A 26,802-nucleotide genomic window follows, 5' to 3' on the forward strand; every position below is an offset into this window, starting at 1 on the left:
ATTATTTGGCAAGTACAGGGTGCCCGCAGCCTGAGTGCTTTCAACCGACGGGCGGCTGAGATAGCGTCCCGGCATGAGCAGCGATCCCCGATTCATCCATCTCCGTGTCCATACTGAATACTCGCTTTTGGAAGGCGCGATCCGCCTCAAGAAGCTGCCGGGCCTGTGCGAAAAATACCAGATGCCTGCCGTGGCGGTGACCGACACGAACAACCTGTTTTCGGCGCTGGAGTTTTCCATCACCGCCAGCGGGGCGGGCATTCAGCCGATCATCGGTTGTCAGGTCGATCTGGCCTATGTGCAGACACAGCCCGGCGAGAAGCCGAAGCCGCCCGCGCCGCTGGTTCTGCTGGCACAGTCCGAGATGGGCTATGAGAATCTGATGAAACTGAACTCCTGCCTCTACGTGGACAAGGGCGGGCAGTTGCCGCAGGTGACACTGGACGAGTTGGCGACCCATGCCGGCGGCCTGATCTGCCTGACCGGCGGTCCGGATGGCCCGGTGGGGCGGTTGTTGCGGGCCGGTCAGCGCCCGGCGGCCGAGGCTTTGGTCGATCGGTTGGCGGACATGTCCGCAGATCGCCTCTACATCGAGTTGCAGCGCCATCCCGGCGATGGCGTGGCGCCCGAGGCGGAACGATTGACCGAGCGCGGGCATGTGGAGATTGCCTATGCCAAGAACATACCTCTGGTGGCAACCAATGATGTCTATTTCCCCGAGGCGGGAATGTATGAGGCGCATGATGCACTGATCTGCATCGCCGAGGGGTCTTATGTCGATCAGCAGGAAGACCGCCGCCGCCTGACCGCGCAGCATTATTTCAAATCTCCGCAGGAGATGGCGACGCTGTTTGCCGATCTGCCCGAGGCCATCGAAAACACCGTCGAGATCGCTAGGCGCTGCGCCTTCATGGCGTATCGCCGTGATCCGATCCTGCCGAAATTCGCCGATGACGAGATCGAGGAATTGCGGAGGCAAGCCAATGAAGGGCTGCAACAGCGCCTTGCTGTGATCCCGCATGCGGTCAGCGTCGAAGAATATCAGGAACGGCTGGATTTCGAACTGGGCATCATCGAGGGTATGGGCTTTCCCGGTTATTTCCTGATCGTTGCGGATTTCATCAAATGGGGCAAAGATCAGGGTATTCCGGTGGGTCCGGGACGGGGGTCTGGCGCGGGCTCTCTGGTGGCTTATGCGCTAACGATCACCGACCTCGATCCGCTGCGCTATTCGCTGCTGTTCGAGCGGTTTTTGAATCCCGAACGGGTGTCGATGCCCGATTTCGACATCGACTTCTGCATGGATCGCCGGGAAGAGGTGATCCAGTACGTGCAGGAGAAATATGGCCGGGACAAAGTCGGCCAGATCATCACATTCGGTGCGCTGCTTTCCAAGGCTGCTGTCCGCGATATCGGACGCGTGCTGCAGATGCCTTATGGGCAGGTGGATCGCCTGTCCAAGATGATCCCGGTTGAGGGCGTCAAGCCGGTCAGCATCGAAAAGGCGCTGAAGGACGAACCGCGCCTGTGCGAAGAGGCGCGTAGTGAAGAGGTGGTGGACCGGCTGTTGACCTATGGCCAGCAGGTCGAAGGGCTGCTGCGCAACGCGTCGACCCACGCGGCGGGCGTGGTGATCGGTGACCGGCCGCTGGATGCGCTGGTGCCGCTCTACCAGGACCCGCGTTCGGACATGCCAGCGACCCAGTTCAACATGAAATGGGTGGAGCAGGCCGGGCTGGTGAAGTTCGACTTTCTGGGCCTAAAGACCCTCACCGTGATCCAGAACGCGGTCGATCTGATCCGAAAATCGGGCCGCGACCTGCACGTGACCTCTGACGGCACCCAACTTTACGACCCGCCCGAAGGTGCGGTGAACGAGATCAACGCGATTCCGCTGGATGATGAGGCGACCTATAAACTCTATTCGGCGGCCAAGACGGTTGCGGTGTTCCAGGTGGAAAGCTCGGGCATGATGGACGCGCTCAAGCGGATGAAGCCCACCTGTATCGAGGATATCGTGGCGCTGGTGGCGCTCTACCGTCCGGGTCCGATGGAGAATATCCCGAAATACTGCGAGGTCAAGAACGGACTCAGTAAACGCGACATGCTGCACCCGACCGTTGACCATATCCTGGACGAAACGCAGGGCATCATCGTCTATCAGGAACAAGTGATGCAGATCGCGCAGGAGATGGCGGGATACTCGCTGGGTGGCGCGGACCTGTTACGCCGCGCGATGGGCAAGAAGATTCAGGAGGCGATGGACGCAGAGCGGCCTAATTTCCTGAAAGGGGCCGCCGAAAACGGCGTCGATAAAGATAAGGCGACCGAAGTCTGGAATCTGCTCGACAAGTTCGCCAACTATGGCTTCAACAAGTCCCACGCAGCCGCCTATGCGGTGGTCAGCTATCAGACTGGCTGGCTGAAGGCGAACCATCCGGTGGAGTTCATGGCGGGCGTCATGAACTGCGATATCCATCTGACCGACAAGCTGGCAGTGTATTTCGAAGAGGTGCGCAAGGGGCTGGACCTACCCTATGTGCCGCCCTGCGTGAACCGGTCGCAGGCGACGTTCGATGTGGCGGATGGCCAGTTGGTCTATGCGCTGGGCGCGCTCAAGAATGTGGGTGTCGAGGCGATGACGCTGATGGTTGAAGGGCGTGGCGACACGCCATTCGTGAACCTTTTCGACGTCGCCCGCCGGGTTGATCTGAAAAAGGTCGGCAAGCGCCCGCTTGAGATGCTGGCCCGCGCGGGGGCGTTTGACCAGCTCGACCCCAACCGGCGACGTGTCTTTGACAGTCTGGAACCGCTGATGAACTACTCGGCTGCGATCCACGAGCAGAAGAACTCAAACCAGGTGTCGCTTTTTGGCGAGGCAGGTGATGATCTGCCGGAACCGCGTTTATCGCCCACACCCGACTGGCTGCCTGCCGAACGGCTAAGCGAGGAGTTTAAAGCGATCGGATTTTACCTGTCGGGCCACCCGTTGGACGACTACATGCCCGCGCTCAAGCGCAAGCAGGTTTTGACGCTGGATCAGGTGACCGAAAAGGCCCGTGGCGGTCCCTTCATTGCCAAGATGGCCGGTGTTGTCGCCGGTCGACAGGAACGCAAATCGGCGCGCGGCAACCGGTTCGCCTTTGCACAGCTGTCAGACACGACCGGGGCTTATGAGATCACGCTGTTTTCCGAAACGCTGGAGAAAAGCCGGGAGTTTCTGGAGACCGGCGCGCAGGTTGTGCTGACCGCAGAGGCAACGATGGAGGCGGACCAGTTGAAGCTGCTGGGACGCTCGGTCGGGCCGATAGATGCCACGGTGGTCGATGCCGGTGCAACGGGTCTGCGAATTTTCCTGGACGCGGCAGAGGCGGTCCCGACCGTTGCCAAAGTGCTCGAAGACGCCACCGAAGCTGCGCGCAACGCGGCTAAAGGGCCGATCCAGCTTTGCCTGCTCGACCCCGGCCTGCCGGGGGATGTCGAGATGGATCTGGGTCAGGACTTTCCCATCAACCCGCAGATCAAAGGGGCCATCAAGTCGCTGGAGGGTGTTCTGTCAGTTGAGGAGATGTAAGCTGGTTTACCGGGCATAGCAGCCTCTCTCGCCTCGACGCTTGGCCGGAGGCGAAAATCGACTTTTGGGTCGTGCGGTGCTAGGGTGCCTGCCTTGGACCCGCCCATGCAGGAGCAGCTTGTGAAGACCTCATGTGCGATACTGACAGGTGTTTTCGTGCTGCTGGGCTTTTCGGCAAGAGCGCAAGATCTGGCCAATGCAGACTGCTCTCTGGCGCTGGCCTTCGCGCTCGATATCTCGACCAGCGTTGACGACACCGAATACGAGCTGCAACGCGCCGGGCTTGCCGCCGCGCTTCAGGATGCTGATGTGCGCACCGCGATTTTCAGCAATGGCAGCCCGGTGATGTTGATGGCCTATGAGTGGAGCGGTTCCAACCAACAGGAGGTCATCGCGCCCTGGGGTATCATCGCAGACGACGCCGACCTGTCCCGCTTTGTGGCGCAAGTGATGGGACATACCCGGAAGCACAACGAATTTCCGACCGCGCTGGGCGCGGCGATCGGGTATGGAGCGACGATGCTGCAGCGGGCTTCTTCCTGCGCCCGCCATGTGCTGGATGTTTCCGGGGACGGGGCCAATAACCACGGGTATCCCCCGGACAGCGCCTATCGGCATTTCCCGGTGGCGGGCATTACGGTTAACGGGCTGGTGATCGACACCGGTGACGCCAGTGTTGTGGACTACTACCTAGAAACGGTCATTCATGGCCCCGGCGCGTTTGTGGAAATAGCCCTTGGCTTCGAGGACTACGAAGAGGCGATGAAGCGGAAGTTGCTGCGGGAAATTCAGGCACCGCAATATGCGCAGCGCTGAGACCCGAAACAAACCAATAGCCTGGTGCAGTTTAGATCTGCAGTCGTGACGGGGAAACCTCATCTATATCCGTCGGGTGGTCGGCGATCGCCCGTATGCCCGCACGCAATGCCTCTGCCGAAGTCTCAACTGACATGCTGGGCGCGCCGAGGTTCTGCTCCATCGCGGCGACCTCGGGCAGATGTGGCAGGTGGACCCAACCCGCGCGGATATCCGAACCGGTGACCGCAAGATGGTGCAGGATGCCATACATCAGGTGGTTGCAGCAGAAAGTCCCAGCGGCATCGGAGATGTCAGACGGTATCCCCGCGGCGCGCATGTTATGCACCATGGCGCGGATCGGCAGAGTCGCGCGATAGGCCACCGGCCCGTCCGGCGCGGTCATCACGTCCTGCAGCAGCTTGCCCGCATTGTCGCGCAAGCCATAGCGCGCGCCGTCATTGAGGTTTTGCGCGAGGCGTTCCACAGTGACCATGGCCCGCCCACCAAACTCTCCCATCATGACAATTGCTTCGGGGGTCGTGTCGGTGATCGCGGCTTTGACCACTTCGATACATTCAAAAAAACTGTTGGGAATGATACGCGACACGATTGTCAGCCCAACGACGGTCTCACCATCGAGATGGCGTGCGACCTGCTCGGCGGGATTGATCGGGGTGGTGCCGAACGCCTCGAATCCGGTCAGTAGCAGGTTTGGCATGGCTCAGCCTCCGGGTGGAACAACGCGCACCAACATTAGGTCGTGGCCCGGGCTCATGGGAAGCCCTGTGCCGTCAATAATGCGGCGGGCGCTCATCTCCGATCACGACGCCGCCACCAGCATCCTGTTCGCGCCCGGCCTCGCGTTCGATAAGCATCTGGACGCGACGGGTCAGGCGGTCGATCTCGGTCTGCTGGCGCGCCATCACTGCGCTAATCTCGTCGACGGTCTTGGTCAGATGGGCGATCTGTTCTTCCAGATGTTGCATGGACGGGCTCCTTGGCGTTTGCTTGGTGATACAGAGGCATCGCCGCACTTGCCAGTGCCACATGACCTGAAGACGCAGGCAGAGAGGATTACCGTGAGTGTCATCATCCAGCGCCACGTGGCCATCACCACCCTTACCATCGACCGCGCCCATGCGCGCAACGCGGTGGACCCGGAAACGGCGCAGGCGCTTTATGAAGCGTTTCTGGCGTTTGAGGCGGATGACAGCCAGTTGGTGGCGATCCTGACCGGGGCAGGGGGGTATTTCTGCGCCGGGTTCGATCTGAAAGCGGCCGGATCGGGGGCGGCGGATGACTGGATCAAGAGCCTCGATATTCCTCAAGACTGGACCGATCCCGTCACGCAACCCTGTCCTGCTCCGATGGGTCCGACGCGCCTGATGCTGAGCAAGCCGGTGATTGCCGCCATCGAGGGCCCGGCCGTGGCAGGCGGGATGGAGCTCGCGGCCTGGTGCGACATGCGGGTGATGGCACAGGGCGCAGTGACGGGTGTGTTTTGCCGCCGCTGGGGGGTGCCGCTGCTGGATGGCGGCACGGTGCGGCTGCCCGCGATTCTGGGGCAGGGGCGGGCGAATGATCTGATCCTGACCGGGCGCCCCGTGCAGACGGATGAGGCGCAGGCGATAGGCTTTGCCAATTATACCTGCCCGCAAGGCGCTGCGCTGGAAACCGCAATGGGTCTGGCGCAGGACCTGATCCGCTTTCCGCAGGGCTGTTTGCGTGTCGATCATCTCTCGGCCCGCGCCACGCCCGAGGCGCTTGCTCAGGCGTTGCGCAGGGAATGGGCCTCAGTCGCCGTGTTCGAGCAGGAGAGTCGACCGGGTGCTGCGCGATTTGCTGCCGGAAAGGGGCGCGCGGGGGATTTCGCCGATATCTGAGCGCGACATCTAACGGACGTGCAAAGGGGCCGCGCAGTGGCTTGCCCCTTCTTGGGGCATGGGCTAGACCGCGCGCGGAACCACCACCCCAAGGATGCCCCGATGGCAAAGCCCAAGAAACAGCCCCGCCCCAAGGCCGTGACCCCTAAAGGGTTTCGCGACTATTTCGGAGGTGAGGTGACGCAGCGGACCGAGATGCTGCGCGCCATTGCCGGGGTCTATCATCGCTATGGGTTCGAAGCGCTGGAATCGAGCGCGGTGGAAACGGTCGAGGCGCTGGGAAAGTTCCTGCCCGATGTGGACCGCCCCAACGAGGGCGTCTTTGCCTGGCAGGAGGTGGACGAAAACGACCGTGGCGACTGGATGGCGTTGCGCTATGATCTGACCGCACCTCTGGCGCGGGTCTATGCCCAGCATCGCAACGATCTGCCCACGCCCTATCGCCGCTATGCGATGGGACCGGTCTGGCGGAACGAAAAGCCGGGGCCGGGTCGCTATCGCCAGTTCTATCAATGTGATGCCGATACCGTGGGAAGCGCCTCAATGGCGGCGGATGCCGAGATCTGCGCAATGCTCAGCGACACGCTGGAAACTGTCGGCATCCCGCGTGGCGATTATCTGGTGCGGGTCAACAACCGCAAGGTCCTGAACGGCGTGCTTGAGGCGATGGGGCTGGGTGATGACGCAAGTGCCCGCGACAACGTGCTGCGCAACATCGACAAGTTCGACAAGGTGGGCGAGCAGGGCGTGCGCGAGTTGCTGACCAAAGGGCGGCTGGATGCCTCGGGCGCGTTCATTGACGGTGTGGGTCTGAGCGACGATCAGGCTGAACCTGTGATCGCCTTCCTGACCTCGAAGGCGGCGGATGCTGCCGGAACGCTGGCGAACCTGCGCGCGGCAGTCGGCAACAGCCAGACCGGCGCGGACGGAATCGCAGAGTTGGAACAGATCGGCGCATTGCTCGCCGCGGGTGGTTACGGGCCGGACCGGATCGAGATTGACCCATCGGTGGTGCGCGGGTTGGGCTACTATACAGGACCGGTCTATGAGGCCGAACTCACCTTCGAAATCCTCGACGAAAAAGGCCGCAAGCGGCAGTTTGGCTCAGTCTCGGGTGGCGGACGTTATGATGATCTGGTCAAGCGGTTCACCGGGCAGGAGGTTCCCGCAACCGGCGTCTCGATAGGTGTTGATCGTCTGCTCGCCGCGCTGCGCGAAAAAGGCCGACTGACTACCGAGGCAGATGGGCCGGTTGTGGTGACAGTGATGGATCGGGACCGCATGGCCGATTATCAGGCGATGGTGGCCGAGCTGCGCAATGCAGACATCCGGGCCGAGGTCTATCTGGGTAATCCGAAAAACTTCGGCAACCAGCTCAAATATGCCGACAAGCGCAACGCGCCGATTGCCATCATCGAGGGCGGCGACGAAAAGGCCAATGGCATCGTGCAGATCAAGGACCTGATCCTGGGCGCAAAACTGGCCGAAAGCGCGACACTGGAGGAATGGAAGGAACGCCCCTCTCAGATCGAAGCGCCGCGTGGCGAATTGGTGGCGCAGGTACGCGCGATGCTGGCGGCGCAGGCGGACGCATCCTGATGGCAGATCGCGAAACAGTGCTGCTCAAGGCAGCAGATCTGCGGGCGCAGTTCGAGGCAGCGGGTGCGCGGGGGGTTGAGGCGGCGATCCTGCAACCGGCCGAAACCCTGCTTGATCTTTATGGCGAGGATATCCGTGCCCGCGCTTATGTGACCACGGACGCGCTGCGCGGCGAACAGATGCTGCGCCCTGACTTCACCGTGCCGGTGGTGCAGATGCACATGAGTGATGGTGCAGAACCAGCCCGGTATACCTATTCGGGCGAGGTGTTCCGGCGGCAGGAACATGATCCGGACCGACCCAATGAGTTCATTCAAGTGGGCTATGAGGTGTTCGATCGGGCTGACCCCGCTCGCGCCGATGCAGAGGTTTTCGCGCTGATCTCGCGGGCTTTGGGGGACCTGCCCATCACCGCCTCGACCGGCGATATCGGCATCCTGATGGCGGCGGTGCAAGGGCTGAAAACCGATGAACGGCGTAAACAGGCGCTGATGCGGCATATCTGGCGGCCCCGCCGGTTTCGCGCCCTGTTGGAGCGGTTTGGTGGCCAGCGTTCGGTGAGCGAGGCGCGCGCGGCGCTGCTGGCGGGCACGGGCCCGGTCGAGACGGACGCGCCGCTGATCGGCAAGCGCACGCAGGCCGAGATTGCTGCGCGGATTGACGCGCTGCGCGCCGATCATGCGGCGCCGCGGATTTCCGAGACCGAATTGTCCGCGCTCGAAACGCTGCTCACCATCCGTGAGACGCTGCCTTTTGCGTTGGAACATCTGCGCGATGTGGCGGTTGATCTGCCATCGATCGGCCCCGCGCTGGACCGGCTTGAGGCGCGCATTGGTGCGCTCGCCGCACGCGGCGTCGATGTGGATCACCTGGATTTCGAAGCCTCTTATGGGCGCACTTCGATGGAATATTACGACGGGTTCGTCTTTGGCTTTTACCGGCAGGGCCGTCCCGATCTGCCGCCCTTGGCCACCGGCGGGCGTTACGACGCTCTGACCCGCTATCTGGGTGACGGGGCCGAGATACCCGCAGTGGGCGGCATCCTGCGCCCGGGCCTGATCCTTGATCTGCAGGAGAGCCTATCATGAGCCTCAAGCTTGGGGTCCCCTCCAAGGGCCGCCTGATGGACAAGACATTTGCCTGGTTCGCCAAGCGCGGTATCGACTTGTCGCGTACCGGGTCGGACCGGGAATATGCGGGTCGCGTGGACGGGATCGGCAACATGACCCTCGTGCTGTTGTCTGCGGGCGAGATTCCCCGCGAACTGGCGGCGGGGCGGATCAATCTGGGGGTCACGGGCACTGATCTGGTGCATGAGAAACTGCCGCTCTGGGAACAGCAGGTCGAGCAGATCGCGCCGATGGGGTTCGGTCAGGCCGATCTGATCCTGGCCGTCCCGCGCGCCTGGGTCGATGTGGATACGCTGGGCGATCTCGACGCGACGGCAGCTGCCTTTCGCGCGACTCATGGCCACCGCCTGCGGATTGCCACCAAATACCATCGCCTCGTGCGGGATTTCCTGATCGAGGCCGGAGTGGCCGACTATACGCTGGTAGATAGTCAGGGCGCTACCGAAGGCACGGTCAAGAACGAAACCGCCGAGGCGATCGCCGACATCACGTCGACCGGCGAGACCTTGCGGGCCAACCACCTGAAAATCCTGACCGATGGAATGGTTCTGCGATCGCAGGCAACGCTCTGGCGCAGCCGCGTGGCGGCATGCAAGGGGGACGACCGCAAAACGCTTAACGAGTTCCTCGACCGGATCGCGCTTTAGAGCGGCGGGCCGGTGAACTCCTGCCCGTACTGCGGCGCGATGCGGGCCATCTCTTCCGGGTTCAACGCACCGCTTTGCTGCGCGGCATGCAGCGCGCGGAACATCTCCTCCATCTTGTAGGCGGGGGAAAAGACATAGCGCAGGCGACCCGGACTTGCCCCGACATTCTTGAAGGCATGCTCTGTCCCGCGCGGAATGAAGGCCAGATCACCCGGCGCGACCCTGGCGCGTTTGCCCGCGATCTCCACCTCGAAATCGCCCTCCAGAAAGAAAAACGTCTCGTCCTGATGCAGGTGGACATGGCGGGGAGGGCCGACGCCGGGCTGCACGATATCCTCGAACGCTTCCAACGCGCCGCCGGTTTGATCGCCGCCGAGCAGGATGCGCAAGGTGATTGCACCGGGGAAATCCAGAATTTCGCTGTCATTGTAGACGCAATGAGTCATTTCTACCTCCTTCTGGCGACGGGAGGCAGGCTAGCCCTGTGCGCGGGTCAACAAAATACGGATGGCTGCACAGTTTCTGTGCGGTTCAGAGCACGCCGATCTCGGCCAGCGCCCGGTTCAGATCATCGGGCAGCGCGTCCTCCGATTGCCGGGTTTTTGGCAGGTCGGGCGGGGTATCCTCGGGTTTGAGATAGCGCCAGCCCTGAAACGGGCGCTTCTGTGCGCTTTGGGTGCAGTGCAGTTCCGGGTCCAGTACGATGGCACAGCGGCGGATGCCATCCGATCCCATCACCTCATCTAGGCGCAGGATGCGTTGGCGGCATTGCACCAGCCCCTTGATCACCCAGTAGATTGACCCGCCATTCAGGATCTCCGCCTCGCGCTTGGGCCACATACGGGTGACATGGCGCGGCAACCCGTCCTCTGCCTGCGCAGCGCGGGTCTGTTGCCAGTCGGCCAGCGTTTCGACGCTTTCCGATCCAACCGACAGTTTGATGAGATTCACATACTTATCCACAGAGTCGCCCCCAAGAGTGGCTCATATAGTAGCCTGTTGGGAAAGAACTTCAAACTGTTGTAGCATCGTATCGGTGATTTGGGTAAGCTTGATCGCCCGATCAGCCTAGGAATCAGCCAATGACCCGTTTTGCCGCCCCCATCTCGGAACAGATCTGGGACATGAAATACCGCTTCAAACAGGCGGATGGCACGCCGGTCGACCAGACGGTCGAGGATACCTGGCGTCGTATCGCCCGTGATCTGGCCAAGGTCGAGAAAAACCCCAAACTGTGGGAAGACCGGTTTTATGCCGCGCTGGAGGATTTCAAATACCTGCCCGCCGGGCGTATCACGGCGGGTGCAGGTACCGCGCGGCAGGTGACGCTGTTCAACTGTTTCGTGATGGGCACCATCCCAGACAGCATGGGCGGTATTTTCGATATGCTGAAAGAAGCGGCGCTGACCATGCAGCAGGGCGGCGGCATCGGATACGATTTCTCGACCATCCGGCCCAAAGGCGCGGCGGTCACCGGCGTGGCGGCGGATGCCTCGGGTCCCTTGAGCTTCATGGATGTCTGGGATGCCATGTGCCGGACGATTATGTCTGCGGGTTCGCGGCGCGGCGCGATGATGGCGACAATGCGCTGTGATCACCCCGATATCGAAGATTTCATCACCGCCAAATCCGACCCGGCACGGCTGCGGATGTTCAATGTCTCGGTTCTGGTCACCGACGCCTTCATGGAGGCGGTCAAGGCCGACGGCCCATGGGAGTTGCAATTCGACGGCAAAGTCTATCACACGGTTCAGGCGCGTGACCTGTGGAACAAGATCATGCAGTCGACCTATGACTATGCCGAGCCGGGTGTGATCTTCATCGACCGGATCAATACGGCCAACAACCTGAACTATGTCGAAACCATTGCGGCCACCAATCCCTGCGGGGAGCAGCCCCTGCCACCTTACGGGGCCTGTCTGTTGGGCTCGATCAACCTTGCGCGGCTGGTGAGCGACCCGTTCGAGGGTGATGCCGAACTGGACCAGGCCGCACTGCAGGAACTGGTGGCGACCGCGATCCGGATGATGGACAACGTGGTCGACGTCTCGAAATTCCCGCTGTCGGAACAGGCCGCTGAGGCGCAGGCCAAGCGGCGGATCGGGCTGGGTGTGACCGGACTGGCGGACGCGCTGCTGATGCTGGGGCTGCGCTATGGCTCGGACGAGGCGGCGCGTCAGACGGAGCGCTGGCTGCACTCGATCGCCCGCGCCGCTTATCTGGCGTCGGTGGATTTGGCACGCGAGAAGGGGGCCTTCCCCCTGTTCGATGCTGACGGGTATCTGGCCAGCGGGTCGATGATGGCGATGGACGCGGATATACGTGATGCGATCCGCGAACACGGCATCCGCAACGCATTGCTGACCTCGATCGCGCCGACCGGCACGATCAGCCTTTATGCGGGCAATGTCTCGTCCGGGATCGAGCCGGTCTTCGCCTATGCCTACACGCGCAAGGTGCTGCAAAAGGATGGCTCTCGCACCGAAGAAGAGGTCGTCGATTATGCCGTGCAGCTCTGGCGCGACAAGTTCGGTGATGTCGAACTGCCCGATCATTTCGTGAACGCGCAGACCCTCGCGCCTTCGGCGCATGTCAAGATGCAGGCCGCCGCGCAGAAATGGATCGACAGTTCGATCTCAAAAACCATCAACTGCCCGGAAGATATCAGCTTTGAGGCGTTCAAGGATGTCTACATGCAGGCCTGGGATAAGGGCTGCAAGGGCTGCACCACCTACCGGCCCAATGACGTGACCGGTTCGGTGCTGACGGTGAGCGAAAAAGCTGACACCGCCCCGGGGGAAAACGCGATCTCTCCCCATAGCGTTGATGGTGGCGAGGTGGTCTACATGTCGGAACCGCTGGATCGCCCGCAGGCGCTGGAGGGCAGCACCTACAAGTTGAAATGGCCCGATAGCGAACACGCGATTTACCTGACCATCAATGATATTGTTATCGGCGGACGGCGGCGGCCCTTCGAGGTGTTCATCAACTCCAAGAATATGGAGCACTACGCCTGGACGCTGGCCCTGACCCGGATGATCTCGGCGGTGTTTCGGCGCGGCGGCGATGTGTCCTTTGTGGTCGAGGAGTTGAAGGCGGTGTTCGACCCGCGTGGTGGGGCTTGGGTGCAAGGCAAGTACATCCCGTCGATCCTTGCAGCGATTGGTGGCGTTATCGAACGACACATGGTTTCGATCGGTTTTCTTGAGGGCGAAGGCATGGGCCTGAAGTCAGACCCGCAGGCCCAGGTCGTCAACACCGACGCGCCCCGAGGCCCGGCCTGCCCGAGTTGCGGCCAGTACGAGATGCAAATGGTCGAAGGCTGTATGACGTGCCGCAATTGTGGCCACTCAAAATGTCAATAGCGTCCTGAGCTCGGCTTATTGTGTTTCAGGGTGCATTGGGCACCTTTCATTCCATCGAATGGGTCGCACCATAAAACCTTGGGATCAAACACATAAGCTCAGAGCTTTACCTGCACGCATGCCCACTCGGAAAGTGCAATTTTGCATTCGAGGGAGTCACTGACCTTGCGGAAAGATAAGCGCCTGCGGACGCAACGTAATAATGACCGAAGTCATCAGAACGGTTTAAGCAAGCCGAAAGCCGTATCGCATGGCCGGGCGACGGATGACAGGCATAGACACAAGAAAACCGAGGGACTGGTGACAATGAAAACCGAGATCACTGAACTGTTTGGCATTCAACACCCGATCATTCAGGGCGGCATGCATTATGTGGGCTTTGCCGAAATGGCGGCGGCGGTGTCGAATGCCGGTGGCCTTGGCACGATCACCGCCCTAACGCAGAAGACGCCCGAGGATCTGGCCAATGAGATCGCGCGCTGCAAGAACATGACCGACAAGCCGTTCGCGGTCAACATCACCTTCCTGCCGACCGTGAACGCGCCGGATTACCCCGCTATCGTCAAGGCGGTCATCGACGGCGGCGTGCGCGTGGTTGAAACCGCCGGGCGCAACCCGGCGCAGGTGATGCCCTATCTCAAGGATGCAGGCATCAAGGTGATCCACAAATGCACCTCGGTGCGCCACTCGCTGAAGGCGCAGGAGATCGGCTGCGACGCGGTCTCGGTCGATGGGTTCGAATGCGGCGGTCATCCCGGCGAGGATGACGTGCCCAACATGATACTGCTGCCCCGCGCTGCGGATGAGCTCGAGATCCCCTTTGTCGCTTCGGGCGGTCAGGCCGATGGGCGCTCACTGGTAGCCTCAATGGCGATGGGCGCATCCGGCATGAACATGGGCACGCGCTTCATCGCGACAGAAGAGGCCCCTGTGCACCAGAACGTCAAAGACGCCATCGTGGCCGCGACCGAGTTGGACACCCGCCTGGTCATGCGTCCGCTGCGCAATACCGAGCGTGTGATGACCAACGATGCGGTTCAAAAACTGCTGGAAAAAGAACGCGAGCTTGGCCACAAGCTGCAATTCGAAGACATCATCGAACAGGTTGCCGGCGTCTATCCCCGCATCATGAAAGATGGCGATATGGAAGCCGGGGCCTGGTCCTGCGGGATGGTTGTTGGCCTGATCAACGACATTCCGACCTGCCAGGAATTGATCGACCGCATCATGGACGAAGCCAACGAGATCATCACATCGCGTCTGGTAGGGGCCGTTGCCTAGCCGCCGCAGGGGAACACTTGCCCGTCTAGATCGGACAGGAAAAAAGGACAAATTCTTGTGACCAGTGGAAACGCCCAAGTCATTAGCGAAAAATCGGGCGCGATCCTGCACCTGATCATGTCTGCGCCGCAGACAAAGAACGCGCTTACCAACGACATGTACCGCACCATGGTCTCAGCGCTGGAAGATGCGGCCCAAGACAGCGCGATCCGGGTCGTGCTGCTCAGCGGGGCGGGCGGCGTCTTTACCAGCGGCAACGATGTGAATTCTTTTGCCCAGGCGGTGAAGACCGGCGATCTTGCGGCTGCGGATTTTCTCCGGGCGATCATCGGCTTTCCCAAACCGATCGTCGCGCAGGTTGAGGCGCTTGCGATCGGGATTGGCACAACGATGCTGCTGCATTGCGATCTGATCTATGCGGCCGAGGACACCCGGTTCCAGATGCCCTTTGTCGATCTTGGCCTGGTGCCCGAAGCCGGTGCCTCTTATCTGGTGCCGAGAATGGTCGGGCAGGCCAAGGCTGCTGAGCTTATCCTTCTGGGCCGCATGTTCGATGCAGGCGAAGCGCTGGAGATGGGGTTCATCAACGCGGTGTTGCCAGCGACCGAGGTAGCGCAGGCCGCCCAAGCGGCGGTCGATACGCTGTCAAAGCGGGCTCCTGTTGCGATGGCCAAGTCCAAGGCGCTGTTGCGCGCCTCTGAGCCCGGGAACCTGATGGACCGGGTCAACGCCGAACTGGTGGACTTTGCTGAGGGCGTCAAATCCGCCGAATTTGCGGAAGCCTACACCGCATTCCTGGAAAAACGCGCGCCCAAGTTCTGAGGTTTTCAAGGGTGTAAAAGCCGCCTCCGGTGCCGTCTGGCCCCGGGGGCGGGATCGCTCTTCAGAACGCAAGCTGCACCTTGATCGCCTGATTGCGATCAGATGCCAGATCGAAGGCGGATACGGCGTTTGCCATCGGAATCGTGTGGGTGATCAGCGGGTCCACCGACAGACGCCCGGTGCGCATCATCTCGACAGCCGTGAAAAACTCCGAATGAAAACGGAACGAGCCTTGGAGCGTGATCTCCTTGGCGGTCATCGCCTGCATGGGTAACGTCATATCCCCGCCCAGACCCAATTGCACAATGGTGGCGCCGGGGCGTAGAACCGGTACAGCCGAGGACAGTGCCGCAGCTACTCCGCTGCATTCGAAGAGCACATCGAAATGCCCCTTGTCGGCGGCAAATTCATCCAGACCATCCGGTGCGTCCGCGACGTTCAAAGTGAGGTCAGCGCCAATCTTGCGAGCCATGCCGAGGGTAAACGCCATGATGTCTGTTGCCACGACCTGGGCCGCGCCCGCGTACCGGGCGACAAGAACGGCGAGCAGACCGATGGGGCCGCATCCGGTGACCAGAACCCGTTTTCCCATCAGGTCACCCGCCTGCCGTGCGGCGTGTAGCACCACTGACAAAGGCTCGGCCATCGCGGCCTCACCGGCGCTCAACCCGTCGGCGATCGCGCATTGTGCGGCATCGGCCACAAGGTATTCACAAAACGCGCCCTGGATGTGGGGAAACGGCATTGCCGAGCCATAAAATCGCATGTTCAGGCAATGGTTCTGCTTGCCTTCAAGGCAATATTCGCAGGTGCCGCAAGGCCTTGAGGGTGAAATGGCCACAAGTTGGCCCTCCTTCAGGCCGGTGACATTCTCCCCAATTGCCGCCACATGGCCCGACACTTCATGTCCGAGGATCATTGGCTCTTTCAACTGAATGGGTCCAAAACCCCCGTGATTGTAATAATGCAGATCAGAGCCGCAGATGCCCCCGGCGGCCATACGGATCAGAACCTGATCCGGGCCGGGTTCAGGCATCTCGCGGGCCTCGATGCGGAGGTCTTTTGCAGCATGCGCAACGATGGTTTTCATGTCAGCCTCAGAGAACAGGGGTTAGGAGGTCCTGCCCGGCGAAATGGGCGGTCAGGTTGTCGCGGACAAGCTTGCCCATGGCCTTGCGGGTCTCAATGGTGCCCGAGGCATGGTGCGGCTGCAGCAGGACATTGTCGAGTTCCAGAAACCGCGCATCAAGCGCCGGTTCGCCCTCGAACACATCCAGTGCGGCAGCGCCCAGCGTGCCGTCCTGCAAGGCGGTGATCAAGGCGTCTTCGTCGATATTGGAGGCGCGCGAGATGTTGATGATCATACCATCAGGCCCAACCGCCGCGATCAGGTCGCTATTCACCACATTCCGGGTTTGGGCCGAGGCAGCGAGGGTAACAAACAGGAAATCGGCATGCCGCGCTAGATCCAGCGGGTCGGGCAGAAATGTCCAGTCCGGCGCATAGTCTTTGGCGGCGATATCGGTATATGCGATATCCATGCCGAACCCGGCCAGCCGCTTGCCGACCTCGAAACCGATCCGACCCAGACCCAGGATACCCGCCTTGCGCCCGAACACGCGCCGCTTAAGCGGATAAAGGCCTTTGTCGGCCCAGGACCCGTCGCGCACCCAGCGTTCCGCACCGATCATGCCGCGCGACTGACACAGCATCATGGCCACGCCCAGATCGGCAACATCCTGTGTCAGAACATCCGGCGTGTTGGTCACCCGGACACTGCGTTCGCGGCAGGCGTCCAGATCGACGGCATCGAAGCCAACACCATAGACCGAGATCAGCTCAAGCGCCGGGCAGGCCTCGATCATGGCGCGATCCGCCCCCAACTCGCCCCGAGTCGCGATGGCGCGGATGTTCGGGCCGTGTTCTGCCAGAAAGGCGGATTGGTCGGAGACTTCGAAATACCGTTTGACGTCAAAGGCGCTATCAAGAGGGGTTTGATCCCATTCAGGATAAGGGCCAACTTGCAGAATGATCGGTTTCGACACGGGCTGATTCCTTGCTTGACAAGCATTGTTACCCGTAACATGTTATCGGTACCAAATAGATTAAGTCAATGCGTGTCTGCGCAACAAGGGTATCCACATGACCAATATTTTCTCTCTTTCGGGCAAGCGCGCCCTGATCACCGGGTCCTCGCAGGGCATAGGATATGCCCTGGCGCGCGGGATGGCCGCTGCCGGAGCAGAGATCGTGTTGAACGGTCGCGATACATCCAAATTGAGTGCGGCAGCAGAGGCCCTGCGCGCCGAAGAGGCAAATGTGAGCGAACTGGCCTTCGATGCCACCGATCACGATGGGGTGCGTGCCGCCGTTGATGGTTTTGAAGCGCAGACCGGCGCTATCGATATTTTGGTCAACAACGCTGGAATGCAGCACCGGACAGAGTTGGAGAACTTTCCGGCGGACGCGTTTGAGAAGCTGTTGCAAACCAATATCGCCAGCGTCTTTCATGTTGGCCAAGCGGTGGCGCGGCACATGATCGGGCGCCGGGCGGGTAAGATCATCAACATCGCCTCGGTCCAGACCGCGCTCGCCCGTCCCGGCATCGCGCCCTATACGGCGACCAAAGGCGCGGTCGGCAATCTGACCAAGGGGATGGCCACGGATTGGGCTAAACACGGGCTGCAATGCAACGCTATTGCGCCGGGCTATTTCGACACCCCGCTCAATGCCGCTCTAGTGGCTGATCCGGAGTTTTCGGCATGGCTTGAGAAACGAACCCCCGCAGGCCGCTGGGGACGGGTCGAGGAACTGGTGGGCGCCTGCGTGTTCCTGTCCTCGGATGCGTCGAGCTTCGTGAACGGGCATACGCTCTATGTCGATGGCGGCATCACCGCGTCGCTTTGAGGGCAGGCCGGCAGAACCACAAGAGGAGACAGGGATATGAGCGAAAAGATTGCCCTGATCGGGGCCGGGGCCATGGGCGGCGCGATTGGCACACGGCTGCTGGAGACCGGAAATACGCTGAACGTCTTCGATCTGGATCAGGAAAAGGTCGCCGCACTGGTTGCCAAAGGGGCTGTCGCTGCTGCTTCGGCGGCTGAGGCCAGCCAGGGGGTAGATTTCGTCATCACCAGCCTGAACGCCTCGCGCATCGTGGAACTGGCAGCCTTTGGCGCGGATGGCATCGCTGACGGGGCCTCTGAGGGAACCGTGATCATCGACATGTCCTCGATCGAACCCGATGCCACCCGGAAATTCGCTGCGATGGCGGCAGAGCGTGGCCTGGCCTGGGTCGACAGCCCGCTCTCGGGCGGTGCGCCCAAGGCGCTGATTGGCGAGTTGACCTTGATGGCGGGCGGCGCGGCTGCGGATGTGGAACGCGCGCATCTGGCACTGCGCCATGTGGCCTCAAACTACACCCATATGGGGCCGTCCGGGGCAGGCCAGACAACGAAACTGATCAATCAGGTTCTCTGCGGGATCGGGTTTCTGGCTGTGGCAGAGGCGACGCAACTGGCGCTGGATGCCGGCGTGAAAGCTGAAAAGATCCCGCAGGCCTTGAAAGGCGGCCGCGCCGACAGCGCGCTGCTGCAGGAATATCTGCCGCGTTTCGCGACCAAGGATTATCGGCGCACTGGCCGGATCGATAATATGGTCAAGGATTTGAACGCGGTGAATGATCTGGCGCGCCAGACCGGCACCTCGATGCCGATGACCGCCATCTGCGCGGAAATTCACCGGATGCTGACCGCCGCCGGGCTCGGGGGTGAGGATGAGGCGGCGGTGATGGAGTTCTTCAAGGGCGCCAAAGAAGAGATCGCGGGATGACCGCTCGGGTCACGATGCGGGATGTGGCGCGCGCCGTCGGGGTTTCGCCCATGACGGTGTCGCGCGCCTTGCGTGATGACGAGACGGTCAACGAAAAGACTCGCCGCAAGATTCGGCAGGTCGCCAATGATCTGGGTTATGTTTATGACACGACGGCGCAGGCGTTCCGAACCCAGAAAAGCGGCTTTGTCGCAGTCACGCTGCCCTCGATCAACAACGCAAACTTCGCGGAAACTTTTCGCGGCCTCTCTGATGGCCTTGGCCCGAGCGGGATGCAGTTGTTGCTGGGCAGCACAAATTACAGCGTCGAGAAGGAACAAGAACTGGTGCGCCAGCTTCTGACCCGCAACCCCGAGGCAATTGTTCTGACCGGTGGCCATCATACGGACGAAACCCGCGCGCTGCTCAGCGCGCGAAATCTGCCAATTGTCGAGATGTGGGACCTGCCCGCAGACCCTTTGGGCCATGTTGTCGGGTTTTCCAACGCAGAGGCGATGGCCACCTTGGTCACGCATCTGGCCGAAAGCGGCAGGCGTCGGTTGGGCTATGTCGGGGCGACCGATCTGACCGATCTTCGCGGGGCCGAGCGCCGCGACGGGGTGATCGCCAGAGCTGTGGAACTTGGTTTGCCCGAGGTCGAAATCCTCGACGCGGGGCCCGCGCCGGTGTCGATGCGACACGGCGCGCAGGCGGTATCGGCGTTGGGCTCGCGGGTGAGAGAGTTTGACGCCTTGGTCTGCGTTTCGGACCCGGTGGCATTTGGGGTGTTGAGCGAATGCAGACGGATGAGCCTGGATGTGCCCGGCGATATCGCCGTCACGGGGTTTGGCAACTTCGAGGTGGCCTCTGTTTCGGACCCAAGGATCACCACGATTGGCGTCACGGCCCGACAGATCGGAGAACAAGTGGCCTTGCTGCTTGAGGATCTGTTTGCCGGCACCCCACAGGACGGTCCGCGCGTGGTTAATGTCGGTGCGCGCCTTGTGCGGGGCGAGACCAGCTAGGCGCTGTTACGCACCGTCGTGCCGGGAATCAAGCGAAAGCCGATATCCCGGCAGGGTTCGACCGGTTCATCGCTGAGCCGCCCGATCATCATCTCTGCTGCGGCCTGCCCGAGTTTCAGATGCGGCACATGCATCGATGTCAGTCGCCGCGCGATCACCGAGGCAATCGGCAGATCGCCCCAGCCCGCAATGCCGATATCATGCGGCACCAGCATACCCTTAGAGGCGCAATATTGCAGCCCGCCAAAGGCCATCGCGTCATTCTGATAAAAGATGCATTCAACACCGCTGCCTGAGGCCAGCAGTTGCTCGGTGCCATAAAACCCGGGGTAATAGGTCGCCGTGTCATGCAGGCAGAGCTGTTTGACCACCCGCCCACCGCCACCTTCGACAGCCTTGCAGAACCCGTCCAGCCGCGTTGTCGCGGCGTTGGCGGTGTCATGCGACGTGCCGACATATCCGATATTGGAATAGTCGCAACTTGTCAGATAACGGCCCATGTCGAAGCCGCTGTCGAAGTGGTTGATGCCCACCGACATATCCAGCGGGCTGCTGTTCAGGTCCCAGATCTCGACAATCGGAATACCGGCATTGCGCAACATTTCGGTGGCGCGCGGGGAATGGTAGCGACCGGTCAGGATCAGGCCCGCAGGCTGCCAGGACAGAACGGTGCGAATCCAGTTTTCTTCTTCCTGCTGGGTGTGTTGGGTCAGGCCCAGAACGGTCTGCCGACCAAAGGAGCCGAGCTTGCGGTCGATGCCTTCGAGAACCTGCGCAAAGACCTCGTTTCCGAGGTCCGGGATCGACACGCCCACAAAGGTCGAGCTCTGGTCGCCCGCAAAAACCGTGGCCAAACGATTCGGCAGATAGCCCAACTGGTCGACCTTCTCCATCACCTTGTCGCGGGTTTTTTCCGAGTACCCGCCCTCGCCACGCAGAACGCGGCTGGCAGTCATCTTTGACACACCTGCGGCGCGGGCGACCTCGGAGAGGCTTATCCGGTTGTTTTTGCTGCTTTTTTCTTTCATATCGACATGCTTACGTTACGGGTAACTTAAAGCTTGACAGATTGGGCTGCCACGCGAAACACTAGCGCAATGTTACGGGTAACTCAACGGGAGGGTTGGGGCCCGGATCAAGGAGGAGCCCGCATGCAGAACCTGGCCTCAGGTCTGTTTTTTGACGGAATAGACAAGCATTTCGGCGGCACATATGCGCTGAAGGATGTGTCTCTGACCGTGGAGCGCGGCGAAATTCTCGCGTTGCTGGGCGAAAACGGGGCTGGCAAATCAACACTGATCAAAGTGCTTGGTGGCATTCATCAGCCGGATGCGGGACGCGTGCTGATTGATGGTGAGCCCTATGCCCATCGACCCGCCGGATTTGGCGAGCGGCAAAAGGTGGCGTTTATCCACCAGGATCTTGGATTGATCGAATGGATGACGGTGGCAGAGAACATCGCGCTGGCGCTGGGTTTTTCTCGCAAGAATGGTCTGATCAAGTGGAATGATGTCGAGAGCTTCGCCGCTGAGGCGCTGCGAAAGGTTGATTGCGACTTTGACCCAACCACCCGGGTCGAGAATCTTTCGCGCACCGAAAAATCGCTGGTTGCGATTGCCCGTGCACTAGCAGTGGACAGTGAGTTTCTGGTTCTGGACGAACCGACCGCCTCGCTTCCGGCGGATGAGGTGGAGCGGCTGTTCGATGCGCTGCGGCCCCTGCGTGAGCGGGGGGTCGGGATGATCTATGTCAGTCACCGGCTTGACGAGATTTTCCAGATTGCTGATCGCGTGGCGGTTCTGCGCGATGGTGAAATGGTCGGCGTGCGCAGCATAGACCACACCACGCCCGAGGAACTGGTACAGAAGATCGTCGGTCGCAAAACCCGCGAGACCGTCAAGAGCACGGATGCGCCCGGCGAACCGGTGCTTACGTTGGACGGGTTTCGCGTCGCGGGCGTCGGGCCGCTGAATTTCGAACTGCGCAAGAATGAAATCGTTGGCTTGGTCGGGCTGCGCGGGGCGGGGCATGAGGCGATCTCGCGCGCGCTTTTTGGTCTAGAGCCCTATGACGGGCGAGTCACGCTTGCGGGCCGTGTGCCTGATCTGTCGACCCCGCAACGCGCGCTTGCGGCAGGTGTCGGGCTGGTGGCCAAGGACCGGACCGAGGAATCGGTGGCGATGAGCCTCACGATTCGAGAAAACACGTTCCTCAATCCCGAGGGGATCGGGCGCAAACTGCTAAACCTGCTGTCACCCAAAGCCGAAGCCGATCAGGCGGCAATCATTGGGGCGGAGCTTGGGCTGTCCCCAAATGATCCCAGCCTGGCGATCGAGGCGCTTTCAGGCGGCAATCAGCAAAAGGTGGTGATCGGACGCTGGCTGGCCACAAAGCGCAGTCTGCTGATCTGCGAGGATCCGACCGCCGGTGTCGATGTGGGTGCCAAATCCGAGATTTACGCACTGCTCAACCGGGCCTTGGCGGATGGGTTGGGTATTCTTGTCGTCTCTACCGATTTCGAAGAGATCGCGACCATCTGCCATCGCGCCATCGTGTTCAGTCAGGGGGCCATCGTTGATGAATTAAACGGGACCCGACTGACCACCGAGAATCTGATCCAGTCGGCATCTGCCGGGAATATCAAGAAACGAGAGGACAGCCAGAATGCAATCGCTTGAATCGGGCGCACTGGAGCCGACCAAGGCCGAGTTGAAGGGTCTGAGCTTTGGCCAGCGCCTGGTCCGGCTGCTGCCGGTATATGGCCTGGTGATCCTAACGGTGTTTCTGATCGGGCTGTTTTCCGTCCTGCTGCCCAACACCTTTCCGACGATGCTGAACCTGCGTGCGATCGTGTCGGACAAGGCAATCATTGCGCTCTTGTCGCTTGGGGCCATGATCCCGATGGCAGCAGGGCGCATTGACCTGACCGTAGGCTACGGGATCGTCCTGTGGCACATCCTGGCGATCAGCTTTCAGACCCTGCTGGGCATGCCCTGGCCGGTGGCCGTGGCGCTGGTGCTGATGCTGGGTGCGATCACCGGGTTTCTGAACGGACTGCTGGTCGAGGTGGCCAAGATCGACAGTTTCATCGCGACGCTCGGCACCGGCACGGTGCTCTATGCGCTGGCGCTCTGGCATACGGGCGGGCGACAGATGGTTGGCGTGCTGCCGGATGGCTTCTATGCGCTCAACAGCACCTTCGTCTTCGGGCTGCCCATCACCGGGTATTACCTGCTCGCGATCACCGTGGTGATGTGGGTCGTGCTCGAATACACGCCTGTGGGCCGGTACCTCTATGCCATCGGTGCCAACCAGCGCGCAGCGCAGCTGAACGGCATTCCCACCCGCAAATACGTGATCGGCGCCTTTGTCGCCTCTGGCACAATGACGGCTCTGGCAGGTGTGCTGCTGGCTTCGAAATTGCGGATCGGGCAGGCCTCGGTTGGATTGGAATTTCTGCTGCCCGCACTGGTGGGGGCGTTTCTGGGATCAACCACAATCAAACCGGGCCGGGTCAATGTCTGGGGCACCATCGTGGGTGTCGCCATTCTGGCGGTCGGTATTTCTGGAATTCAACAATTCGGTGGCTCCTTCTGGGTCGAGCCGCTGTTCAACGGGGTGACCCTGCTGATCGCCATCGGCATCGCAGGATATGCGCAGCGCAGAAAAGGTGCAGAAAAGCGCTGAGCAAAGACGTGCAAAGGGAGGAAGTCATGAAGAAAAGAACATTTCTGAACGCCATGTTGGCAACCACGATGCTGGCCGGGTTTGGCACAGCCGGGCTCGCGGAGACCGCTTGGGACGGGCCAACCACGGGGCCGACGGCGGCTGAAGGCAAGTCTATCGTCGTGGTCGCCGGAGATCTCAAAAACGGAGGCATCCTCGGGGTGACCACCGGGGTCGAAGAAGCTGCAGGGAAGATCGGATGGGACGTGCGTGTGCTCGATGGTGCGGGCTCGATTCAAGGGCGGACGGCGGCGATAGGTCAGGCCTTGGCGCTCAAGCCGGACGGCGTGATCATCAACGGGTTCGATGCGGTCGAACAGCAGGCCGCGCTGGAGGGTGTTGTCGGGGCCAATATCCCGATGGTGGCCTGGCATTCTGGCCCCAAAATCGGCTGCGATGCGCCGGGCGGAATCTTTGCCAATGTCTCCACCGATGCGATGACCGTGTCCGAAGTCGCAGCCGAATGGGCGATGGAGGACGGCGGTGACAATGTGGGTGCGGTGATCTTTACCGATTCCACCTATCAGATTGCGATCGACAAGGCGGATCGGATCAAGGAAACCATCGAGGCCGCAGGTGGCAAGGTTCTGGAATATGTCGACACGCCAATCGCCGACACCTCCAGCCGGATGGGGCCGCTGACCACATCTCTCTTGCAGAAACATGGCGACAGCTGGACCCACGCGTTGGCGATCAACGACCTCTATTTCGACTTCATGGGGCCTGCGCTTGCGGCGGCGGGCATTCCCGGCGACGGATCACCGAAAGCGGGTTCGGCAGGTGATGGGTCCGAGGCGGCGTTCCAGCGCATCCGCGGTGGCCAGTATCAGACAATCACTGTGGCCGAACCGCTGAACCTGCAGGGCTGGCAACTGGTAGATGAACTGAACCGCGCCATTCAGGGCGAAGCCTGCTCCGGCTATGTGACCTCTCCGGCGCTGGTGACGCAGGACGGGCTGGCCAAGCTGGGCGACAGCAACCAGTTCGATCCGGATTCGCCTTACCGAGAGGCCTATTCGAACATCTGGGGCAAATAGCCACTCTCCCCGGGGTCCTCGGGCCGGAAACGGTTCCGGGGGCCCAAGGAGGTCCTTTTGGGACACCAAAACAGATTGCGGTTCGGGTCGCTGGCTCATGTGAGCCGATGCCGGAACGCTGTATTCAATTCACGGAGTATCTCATGCCAGACACCCCGCCCGACATCCCGCTTGTGAAAATGCGCGGTATTACCAAACGCTTTGGCGGTGTGACCGCCTTGTCGAATGTTGACCTTGACGCCCATGCCGGTGAAGTGCTGGCCATTGTCGGCGACAACGGCGCCGGAAAATCAACACTGATCAAGGTGCTGACCGGTGTTTACCAGCCGACCGAAGGCGATATCTATCTGGCTGGTGAAAAGGTCGACTTTGCCAGCCATGCCGATGCCATCGAATTGGGGATCGACGCGGTCTATCAGACGCTGGCGCTGGCCGATCACCTTGATCCGGCGGCAAACATGTTTCTGGGCAACGAACTGACGCGCAAAGTGTTTGGCATCACCATGCTGGATAACAAACGGATGCGGTCCGAAACCGAGCGCGTGCTGATGGAACGCCTGGGCGTAAAGCTCAAGTCGCTTGATGCGCCCACAGAGAGCCTTTCTGGCGGCCAGCGTCAGGCCGTCGCCATTGCGCGCGCCGTCTACCACGAGGGGTTGCGGGTGTTGGTCATGGATGAACCAACCGCCGCATTGGGTCCGCAGGAAACTGCGCGGACGCTGAAATTGATCAAGACGCTGAAGGCGCAGGGGCTGGCGGTGATCCTGATCAGCCATTCGCTGGACGATGTCTTTGAGGTGTCTGATCGCATTCACGTGCAGCGGCGCGGCCAATGCGTTGGCGTGGTCAAAGCATCAGAAAGCAACACACAAGAGGTTCTGGGCCTGATTGTTGGCGCAGAGGAGGCGGCATAATGGCCACGATTACTGCTCAGAAAACACTCTCCGAACGGATGGAGCCCTATATCGCGATCATCGGCCCGATGGTGATGATCCTCGCGATCCTGCTGTTCATGGCGGTCGCAGAACCCGCGCGGTATTTCCGGGCCACAAACCTGAACCTGATCCTGCTGGATGCGGCGCTATATATGCCGATGGCGATGGCAATGACCTTTGTTATCACGCAACGGGGTATCGACCTGTCGATTGGCTCGATTGCGGCACTCAGTGGCATCATGATGGCCTTTCTGATCAAGCAATACGGCTTCTCCGTCTATGTCGCTGTGCCCATTGCGATCATGCTGGGTGCGGTGATGGGGCTGATCAACGGGCTGATCATCACACGATTCAATGTGCCGGACCTAATCGGTACACTGGCAATGGATCTGGTCTATCGCGGCTTTGCACTTGTGTTGGCTAAGGGGCTTGTGCTTGCGCGTTTCCCGGACTTCCTGACCGAGATCGGGCGGGGTCAAATCCCCGGCTTCATCCCGATCCCCGTCATCATCGGTATCGCGACGATGATCGCAGGCTATGTGCTACTGACCCGCAGTTACTTCGGCCGCTACACCATCGCCATCGGATCGAACCCCGAAGCCGCCGAATTGACGGGCATTTCGGTCAATCGCCACAAGGTCTACGCCTATGTCCTAATGGGCGCCTGCGCGGCTTTGGGTGGGGTCATGCTGACCGGTAAACTGAACGCCATCCAGGCCACATCGGCCCCCTATTTCAATCTGCATGTCATTGCGGCGGTGGTTGTGGGCGGCACCTCACTCTTTGGCGGACGTGCTTCGATGCTGGGGTCGTTCGCAGGGGTGCTGCTGCTGAGCATGATGATCAACGCGCTAGTGACGTTGCGGATAGAGTTCTTCTGGCAATCCGTTGCCTCGGGCGTCGTCATTGTCAGCTCGGTCGCGCTCTATACCTGGATGCAGAAGAAGGACCGGGACGGGGCAGGCGGCTTGTTTGCGGGTCTCATGACCCCGGATGGACAGAAAATGCTGCGCTTCAGCGCGGCCCTGATTGGTGTGCTGATCGCGCTGCTTGCGATTGGCGGACTATTTGCCGGTGACCCCAACCCTAGCGGGTGACCGGCCAACACGCGGGGTGGCCGGGCCGGGGGTGCAGCCCCGACCCGACCGATGGCTCCGCACTCATGCAAAG

At 61.0% G+C, this 26,802-nt stretch carries 24 protein-coding genes; 17 read left to right on the forward strand and 7 right to left on the reverse strand.

From position 1 onward, the window contains the following. Positions 1–73 precede the first annotated feature (73 nt). Positions 74–3,574, forward strand: a complete 3,501-nt coding sequence (dnaE, locus tag Q5Y75_RS20040) for a DNA polymerase III subunit alpha (RefSeq protein WP_306200926.1) — start codon at positions 74–76, stop codon at positions 3,572–3,574. Positions 3,575–3,679: 105 nt separating this feature from the next. Beyond that, positions 3,680–4,390 carry a DUF1194 domain-containing protein gene (locus Q5Y75_RS20045; protein WP_306200928.1) on the forward strand — a complete coding sequence of 237 codons (711 nt, stop codon included), beginning with the start codon at positions 3,680–3,682 and terminating at the stop codon, positions 4,388–4,390. Between the two features lie 31 nt (positions 4,391–4,421). Here Q5Y75_RS20045 and pcp read toward each other — a convergent pair whose 3' ends face one another. After that, positions 4,422–5,090, reverse strand: a complete 669-nt coding sequence (pcp, locus tag Q5Y75_RS20050; protein ID WP_306200929.1) for a pyroglutamyl-peptidase I — start codon at positions 5,088–5,090, stop codon at positions 4,422–4,424. Positions 5,091–5,163: 73 nt separating this feature from the next. Further along, positions 5,164–5,358, reverse strand: coding sequence for a SlyX family protein (locus Q5Y75_RS20055; protein ID WP_306200930.1), 195 nt, complete (start codon positions 5,356–5,358; stop codon positions 5,164–5,166). 93 nt (positions 5,359–5,451) lie between these two features. Between Q5Y75_RS20055 and Q5Y75_RS20060 the strand changes: the two genes are divergently transcribed. From Q5Y75_RS20060 to hisG, 4 genes are all read left to right on the forward strand, one after another. Further along, positions 5,452–6,255, forward strand: coding sequence for a crotonase/enoyl-CoA hydratase family protein (locus Q5Y75_RS20060; protein WP_306200931.1), 804 nt, complete (start codon positions 5,452–5,454; stop codon positions 6,253–6,255). A gap of 102 nt (positions 6,256–6,357) precedes the next feature. After that, complete coding sequence (hisS, locus tag Q5Y75_RS20065; protein ID WP_306200933.1) at positions 6,358–7,854, forward strand: histidine--tRNA ligase; 1,497 nt, start codon at positions 6,358–6,360, stop codon at positions 7,852–7,854. Further along, positions 7,854–8,942: an ATP phosphoribosyltransferase regulatory subunit gene (locus Q5Y75_RS20070; protein ID WP_306200935.1), complete on the forward strand. Its 1,089-nt coding sequence runs from the start codon at positions 7,854–7,856 to the stop codon at positions 8,940–8,942. Before hisS ends, Q5Y75_RS20070 begins: the two co-directional genes overlap by 1 nt. Continuing rightward, a complete protein-coding gene (gene hisG, locus Q5Y75_RS20075) occupies positions 8,939–9,631 on the forward strand; it encodes an ATP phosphoribosyltransferase (protein ID WP_306200937.1) in 693 nt (230 codons plus the stop codon). Before Q5Y75_RS20070 ends, hisG begins: the two co-directional genes overlap by 4 nt. Here the strand turns inward: hisG and Q5Y75_RS20080 are convergent. Further along, a complete protein-coding gene (locus Q5Y75_RS20080; protein ID WP_306200939.1) occupies positions 9,628–10,077 on the reverse strand; it encodes a cupin domain-containing protein in 450 nt (149 codons plus the stop codon). The genes hisG and Q5Y75_RS20080 overlap by 4 nt on opposite strands. Positions 10,078–10,162: 85 nt before the next feature. Further along, the gene (locus Q5Y75_RS20085) at positions 10,163–10,594 is read right to left on the reverse strand and encodes a DUF1489 family protein (RefSeq protein ID WP_306200941.1); all 432 of its coding nucleotides are present in this window, start codon (positions 10,592–10,594) and stop codon (positions 10,163–10,165) included. A 119-nt stretch (positions 10,595–10,713) separates the two neighbouring features. Between Q5Y75_RS20085 and Q5Y75_RS20090 the strand changes: the two genes are divergently transcribed. From Q5Y75_RS20090 to Q5Y75_RS20100, 3 genes are all read left to right on the forward strand, one after another. After that, positions 10,714–12,996: an adenosylcobalamin-dependent ribonucleoside-diphosphate reductase gene (locus tag Q5Y75_RS20090; protein WP_306200943.1), complete on the forward strand. Its 2,283-nt coding sequence runs from the start codon at positions 10,714–10,716 to the stop codon at positions 12,994–12,996. A 306-nt stretch (positions 12,997–13,302) separates the two neighbouring features. Further along, positions 13,303–14,277: an NAD(P)H-dependent flavin oxidoreductase gene (locus tag Q5Y75_RS20095; RefSeq protein WP_306200945.1), complete on the forward strand. Its 975-nt coding sequence runs from the start codon at positions 13,303–13,305 to the stop codon at positions 14,275–14,277. 57 nt (positions 14,278–14,334) lie between these two features. Next, positions 14,335–15,099, forward strand: coding sequence for an enoyl-CoA hydratase-related protein (locus tag Q5Y75_RS20100; RefSeq protein ID WP_306200946.1), 765 nt, complete (start codon positions 14,335–14,337; stop codon positions 15,097–15,099). Between the two features lie 61 nt (positions 15,100–15,160). Here Q5Y75_RS20100 and Q5Y75_RS20105 read toward each other — a convergent pair whose 3' ends face one another. Continuing rightward, positions 15,161–16,189, reverse strand: a complete 1,029-nt coding sequence (locus Q5Y75_RS20105; RefSeq protein WP_306200948.1) for an L-idonate 5-dehydrogenase — start codon at positions 16,187–16,189, stop codon at positions 15,161–15,163. Between the two features lie 7 nt (positions 16,190–16,196). After that, on the reverse strand, positions 16,197–17,144 hold the full coding sequence (locus tag Q5Y75_RS20110) for a 2-hydroxyacid dehydrogenase (protein WP_306200950.1): 948 nt from the start codon (positions 17,142–17,144) through the stop codon (positions 16,197–16,199). 97 nt (positions 17,145–17,241) lie between these two features. Between Q5Y75_RS20110 and Q5Y75_RS20115 the strand changes: the two genes are divergently transcribed. From Q5Y75_RS20115 to Q5Y75_RS20125, 3 genes are read left to right on the forward strand one after another with little or no spacing between them, the layout of a single operon-like run. Further along, positions 17,242–18,006: an SDR family oxidoreductase gene (locus Q5Y75_RS20115; protein ID WP_306200952.1), complete on the forward strand. Its 765-nt coding sequence runs from the start codon at positions 17,242–17,244 to the stop codon at positions 18,004–18,006. Between the two features lie 36 nt (positions 18,007–18,042). Continuing rightward, on the forward strand, positions 18,043–18,930 hold the full coding sequence (locus tag Q5Y75_RS20120; RefSeq protein WP_306200954.1) for an NAD(P)-dependent oxidoreductase: 888 nt from the start codon (positions 18,043–18,045) through the stop codon (positions 18,928–18,930). Next, the gene (locus tag Q5Y75_RS20125) at positions 18,927–19,934 is read left to right on the forward strand and encodes a LacI family DNA-binding transcriptional regulator (RefSeq protein ID WP_306200956.1); all 1,008 of its coding nucleotides are present in this window, start codon (positions 18,927–18,929) and stop codon (positions 19,932–19,934) included. Before Q5Y75_RS20120 ends, Q5Y75_RS20125 begins: the two co-directional genes overlap by 4 nt. On the opposite strand, the gene Q5Y75_RS20130 is transcribed toward Q5Y75_RS20125, so the two are convergent. Continuing rightward, the gene (locus tag Q5Y75_RS20130) at positions 19,931–20,962 is read right to left on the reverse strand and encodes a LacI family DNA-binding transcriptional regulator (RefSeq protein ID WP_306200958.1); all 1,032 of its coding nucleotides are present in this window, start codon (positions 20,960–20,962) and stop codon (positions 19,931–19,933) included. The genes Q5Y75_RS20125 and Q5Y75_RS20130 overlap by 4 nt on opposite strands. A gap of 123 nt (positions 20,963–21,085) precedes the next feature. On the opposite strand from Q5Y75_RS20130, the gene Q5Y75_RS20135 reads away from it, so the two are divergent. From Q5Y75_RS20135 to Q5Y75_RS20155, 5 genes are all read left to right on the forward strand, one after another. Next, the gene (locus Q5Y75_RS20135; protein ID WP_306200959.1) at positions 21,086–22,612 is read left to right on the forward strand and encodes a sugar ABC transporter ATP-binding protein; all 1,527 of its coding nucleotides are present in this window, start codon (positions 21,086–21,088) and stop codon (positions 22,610–22,612) included. After that, positions 22,599–23,621 (forward strand): ABC transporter permease, encoded by a 1,023-nt coding sequence (locus Q5Y75_RS20140; RefSeq protein ID WP_306200961.1) that lies wholly within the window; start codon positions 22,599–22,601, stop codon positions 23,619–23,621. The genes Q5Y75_RS20135 and Q5Y75_RS20140 overlap by 14 nt, the downstream gene beginning before the upstream one ends. Before the next feature lie 26 nt (positions 23,622–23,647). Then, positions 23,648–24,697, forward strand: a complete 1,050-nt coding sequence (locus Q5Y75_RS20145; RefSeq protein WP_306200964.1) for a substrate-binding domain-containing protein — start codon at positions 23,648–23,650, stop codon at positions 24,695–24,697. Positions 24,698–24,840: 143 nt separating this feature from the next. Beyond that, the gene (locus tag Q5Y75_RS20150) at positions 24,841–25,611 is read left to right on the forward strand and encodes an ATP-binding cassette domain-containing protein (RefSeq protein ID WP_306200965.1); all 771 of its coding nucleotides are present in this window, start codon (positions 24,841–24,843) and stop codon (positions 25,609–25,611) included. Then, positions 25,611–26,729: an ABC transporter permease gene (locus tag Q5Y75_RS20155; RefSeq protein WP_306200967.1), complete on the forward strand. Its 1,119-nt coding sequence runs from the start codon at positions 25,611–25,613 to the stop codon at positions 26,727–26,729. The genes Q5Y75_RS20150 and Q5Y75_RS20155 overlap by 1 nt, the downstream gene beginning before the upstream one ends. Positions 26,730–26,802: the final 73 nt, after the last annotated feature.

This window comes from Ruegeria discodermiae (assembly GCF_030758345.1).
GTDB lineage: Bacteria > Pseudomonadota > Alphaproteobacteria > Rhodobacterales > Rhodobacteraceae > Ruegeria_C.

What these genes read in the sequence shown, in the direction of transcription:
- dnaE (WP_306200926.1), top strand. Translation starts at nt 74, where the DNA reads ATGAGCAGCGATCCCCGATTCATCCATCTCCGTGTCCATACTGAATAC.
- Q5Y75_RS20045 (WP_306200928.1), top strand. Translation starts at nt 3,680, where the DNA reads ATGCAGGAGCAGCTTGTGAAGACCTCATGTGCGATACTGACAGGTGTT.
- pcp (WP_306200929.1), bottom strand. Translation starts at nt 5,090, where the DNA reads ATGCCAAACCTGCTACTGACCGGATTCGAGGCGTTCGGCACCACCCCG.
- Q5Y75_RS20055 (WP_306200930.1), bottom strand. Translation starts at nt 5,358, where the DNA reads ATGCAACATCTGGAAGAACAGATCGCCCATCTGACCAAGACCGTCGAC.
- hisS (WP_306200933.1), top strand. Translation starts at nt 6,358, where the DNA reads ATGGCAAAGCCCAAGAAACAGCCCCGCCCCAAGGCCGTGACCCCTAAA.
- Q5Y75_RS20070 (WP_306200935.1), top strand. Translation starts at nt 7,854, where the DNA reads ATGGCAGATCGCGAAACAGTGCTGCTCAAGGCAGCAGATCTGCGGGCG.
- hisG (WP_306200937.1), top strand. Translation starts at nt 8,939, where the DNA reads ATGAGCCTCAAGCTTGGGGTCCCCTCCAAGGGCCGCCTGATGGACAAG.
- Q5Y75_RS20080 (WP_306200939.1), bottom strand. Translation starts at nt 10,077, where the DNA reads ATGACTCATTGCGTCTACAATGACAGCGAAATTCTGGATTTCCCCGGT.
- Q5Y75_RS20090 (WP_306200943.1), top strand. Translation starts at nt 10,714, where the DNA reads ATGACCCGTTTTGCCGCCCCCATCTCGGAACAGATCTGGGACATGAAA.
- Q5Y75_RS20095 (WP_306200945.1), top strand. Translation starts at nt 13,303, where the DNA reads ATGAAAACCGAGATCACTGAACTGTTTGGCATTCAACACCCGATCATT.
- Q5Y75_RS20105 (WP_306200948.1), bottom strand. Translation starts at nt 16,189, where the DNA reads ATGAAAACCATCGTTGCGCATGCTGCAAAAGACCTCCGCATCGAGGCC.
- Q5Y75_RS20115 (WP_306200952.1), top strand. Translation starts at nt 17,242, where the DNA reads ATGACCAATATTTTCTCTCTTTCGGGCAAGCGCGCCCTGATCACCGGG.
- Q5Y75_RS20120 (WP_306200954.1), top strand. Translation starts at nt 18,043, where the DNA reads ATGAGCGAAAAGATTGCCCTGATCGGGGCCGGGGCCATGGGCGGCGCG.
- Q5Y75_RS20125 (WP_306200956.1), top strand. Translation starts at nt 18,927, where the DNA reads ATGACCGCTCGGGTCACGATGCGGGATGTGGCGCGCGCCGTCGGGGTT.
- Q5Y75_RS20130 (WP_306200958.1), bottom strand. Translation starts at nt 20,962, where the DNA reads ATGAAAGAAAAAAGCAGCAAAAACAACCGGATAAGCCTCTCCGAGGTC.
- Q5Y75_RS20135 (WP_306200959.1), top strand. Translation starts at nt 21,086, where the DNA reads ATGCAGAACCTGGCCTCAGGTCTGTTTTTTGACGGAATAGACAAGCAT.
- Q5Y75_RS20140 (WP_306200961.1), top strand. Translation starts at nt 22,599, where the DNA reads ATGCAATCGCTTGAATCGGGCGCACTGGAGCCGACCAAGGCCGAGTTG.
- Q5Y75_RS20145 (WP_306200964.1), top strand. Translation starts at nt 23,648, where the DNA reads ATGAAGAAAAGAACATTTCTGAACGCCATGTTGGCAACCACGATGCTG.
- Q5Y75_RS20150 (WP_306200965.1), top strand. Translation starts at nt 24,841, where the DNA reads ATGCCAGACACCCCGCCCGACATCCCGCTTGTGAAAATGCGCGGTATT.
- Q5Y75_RS20155 (WP_306200967.1), top strand. Translation starts at nt 25,611, where the DNA reads ATGGCCACGATTACTGCTCAGAAAACACTCTCCGAACGGATGGAGCCC.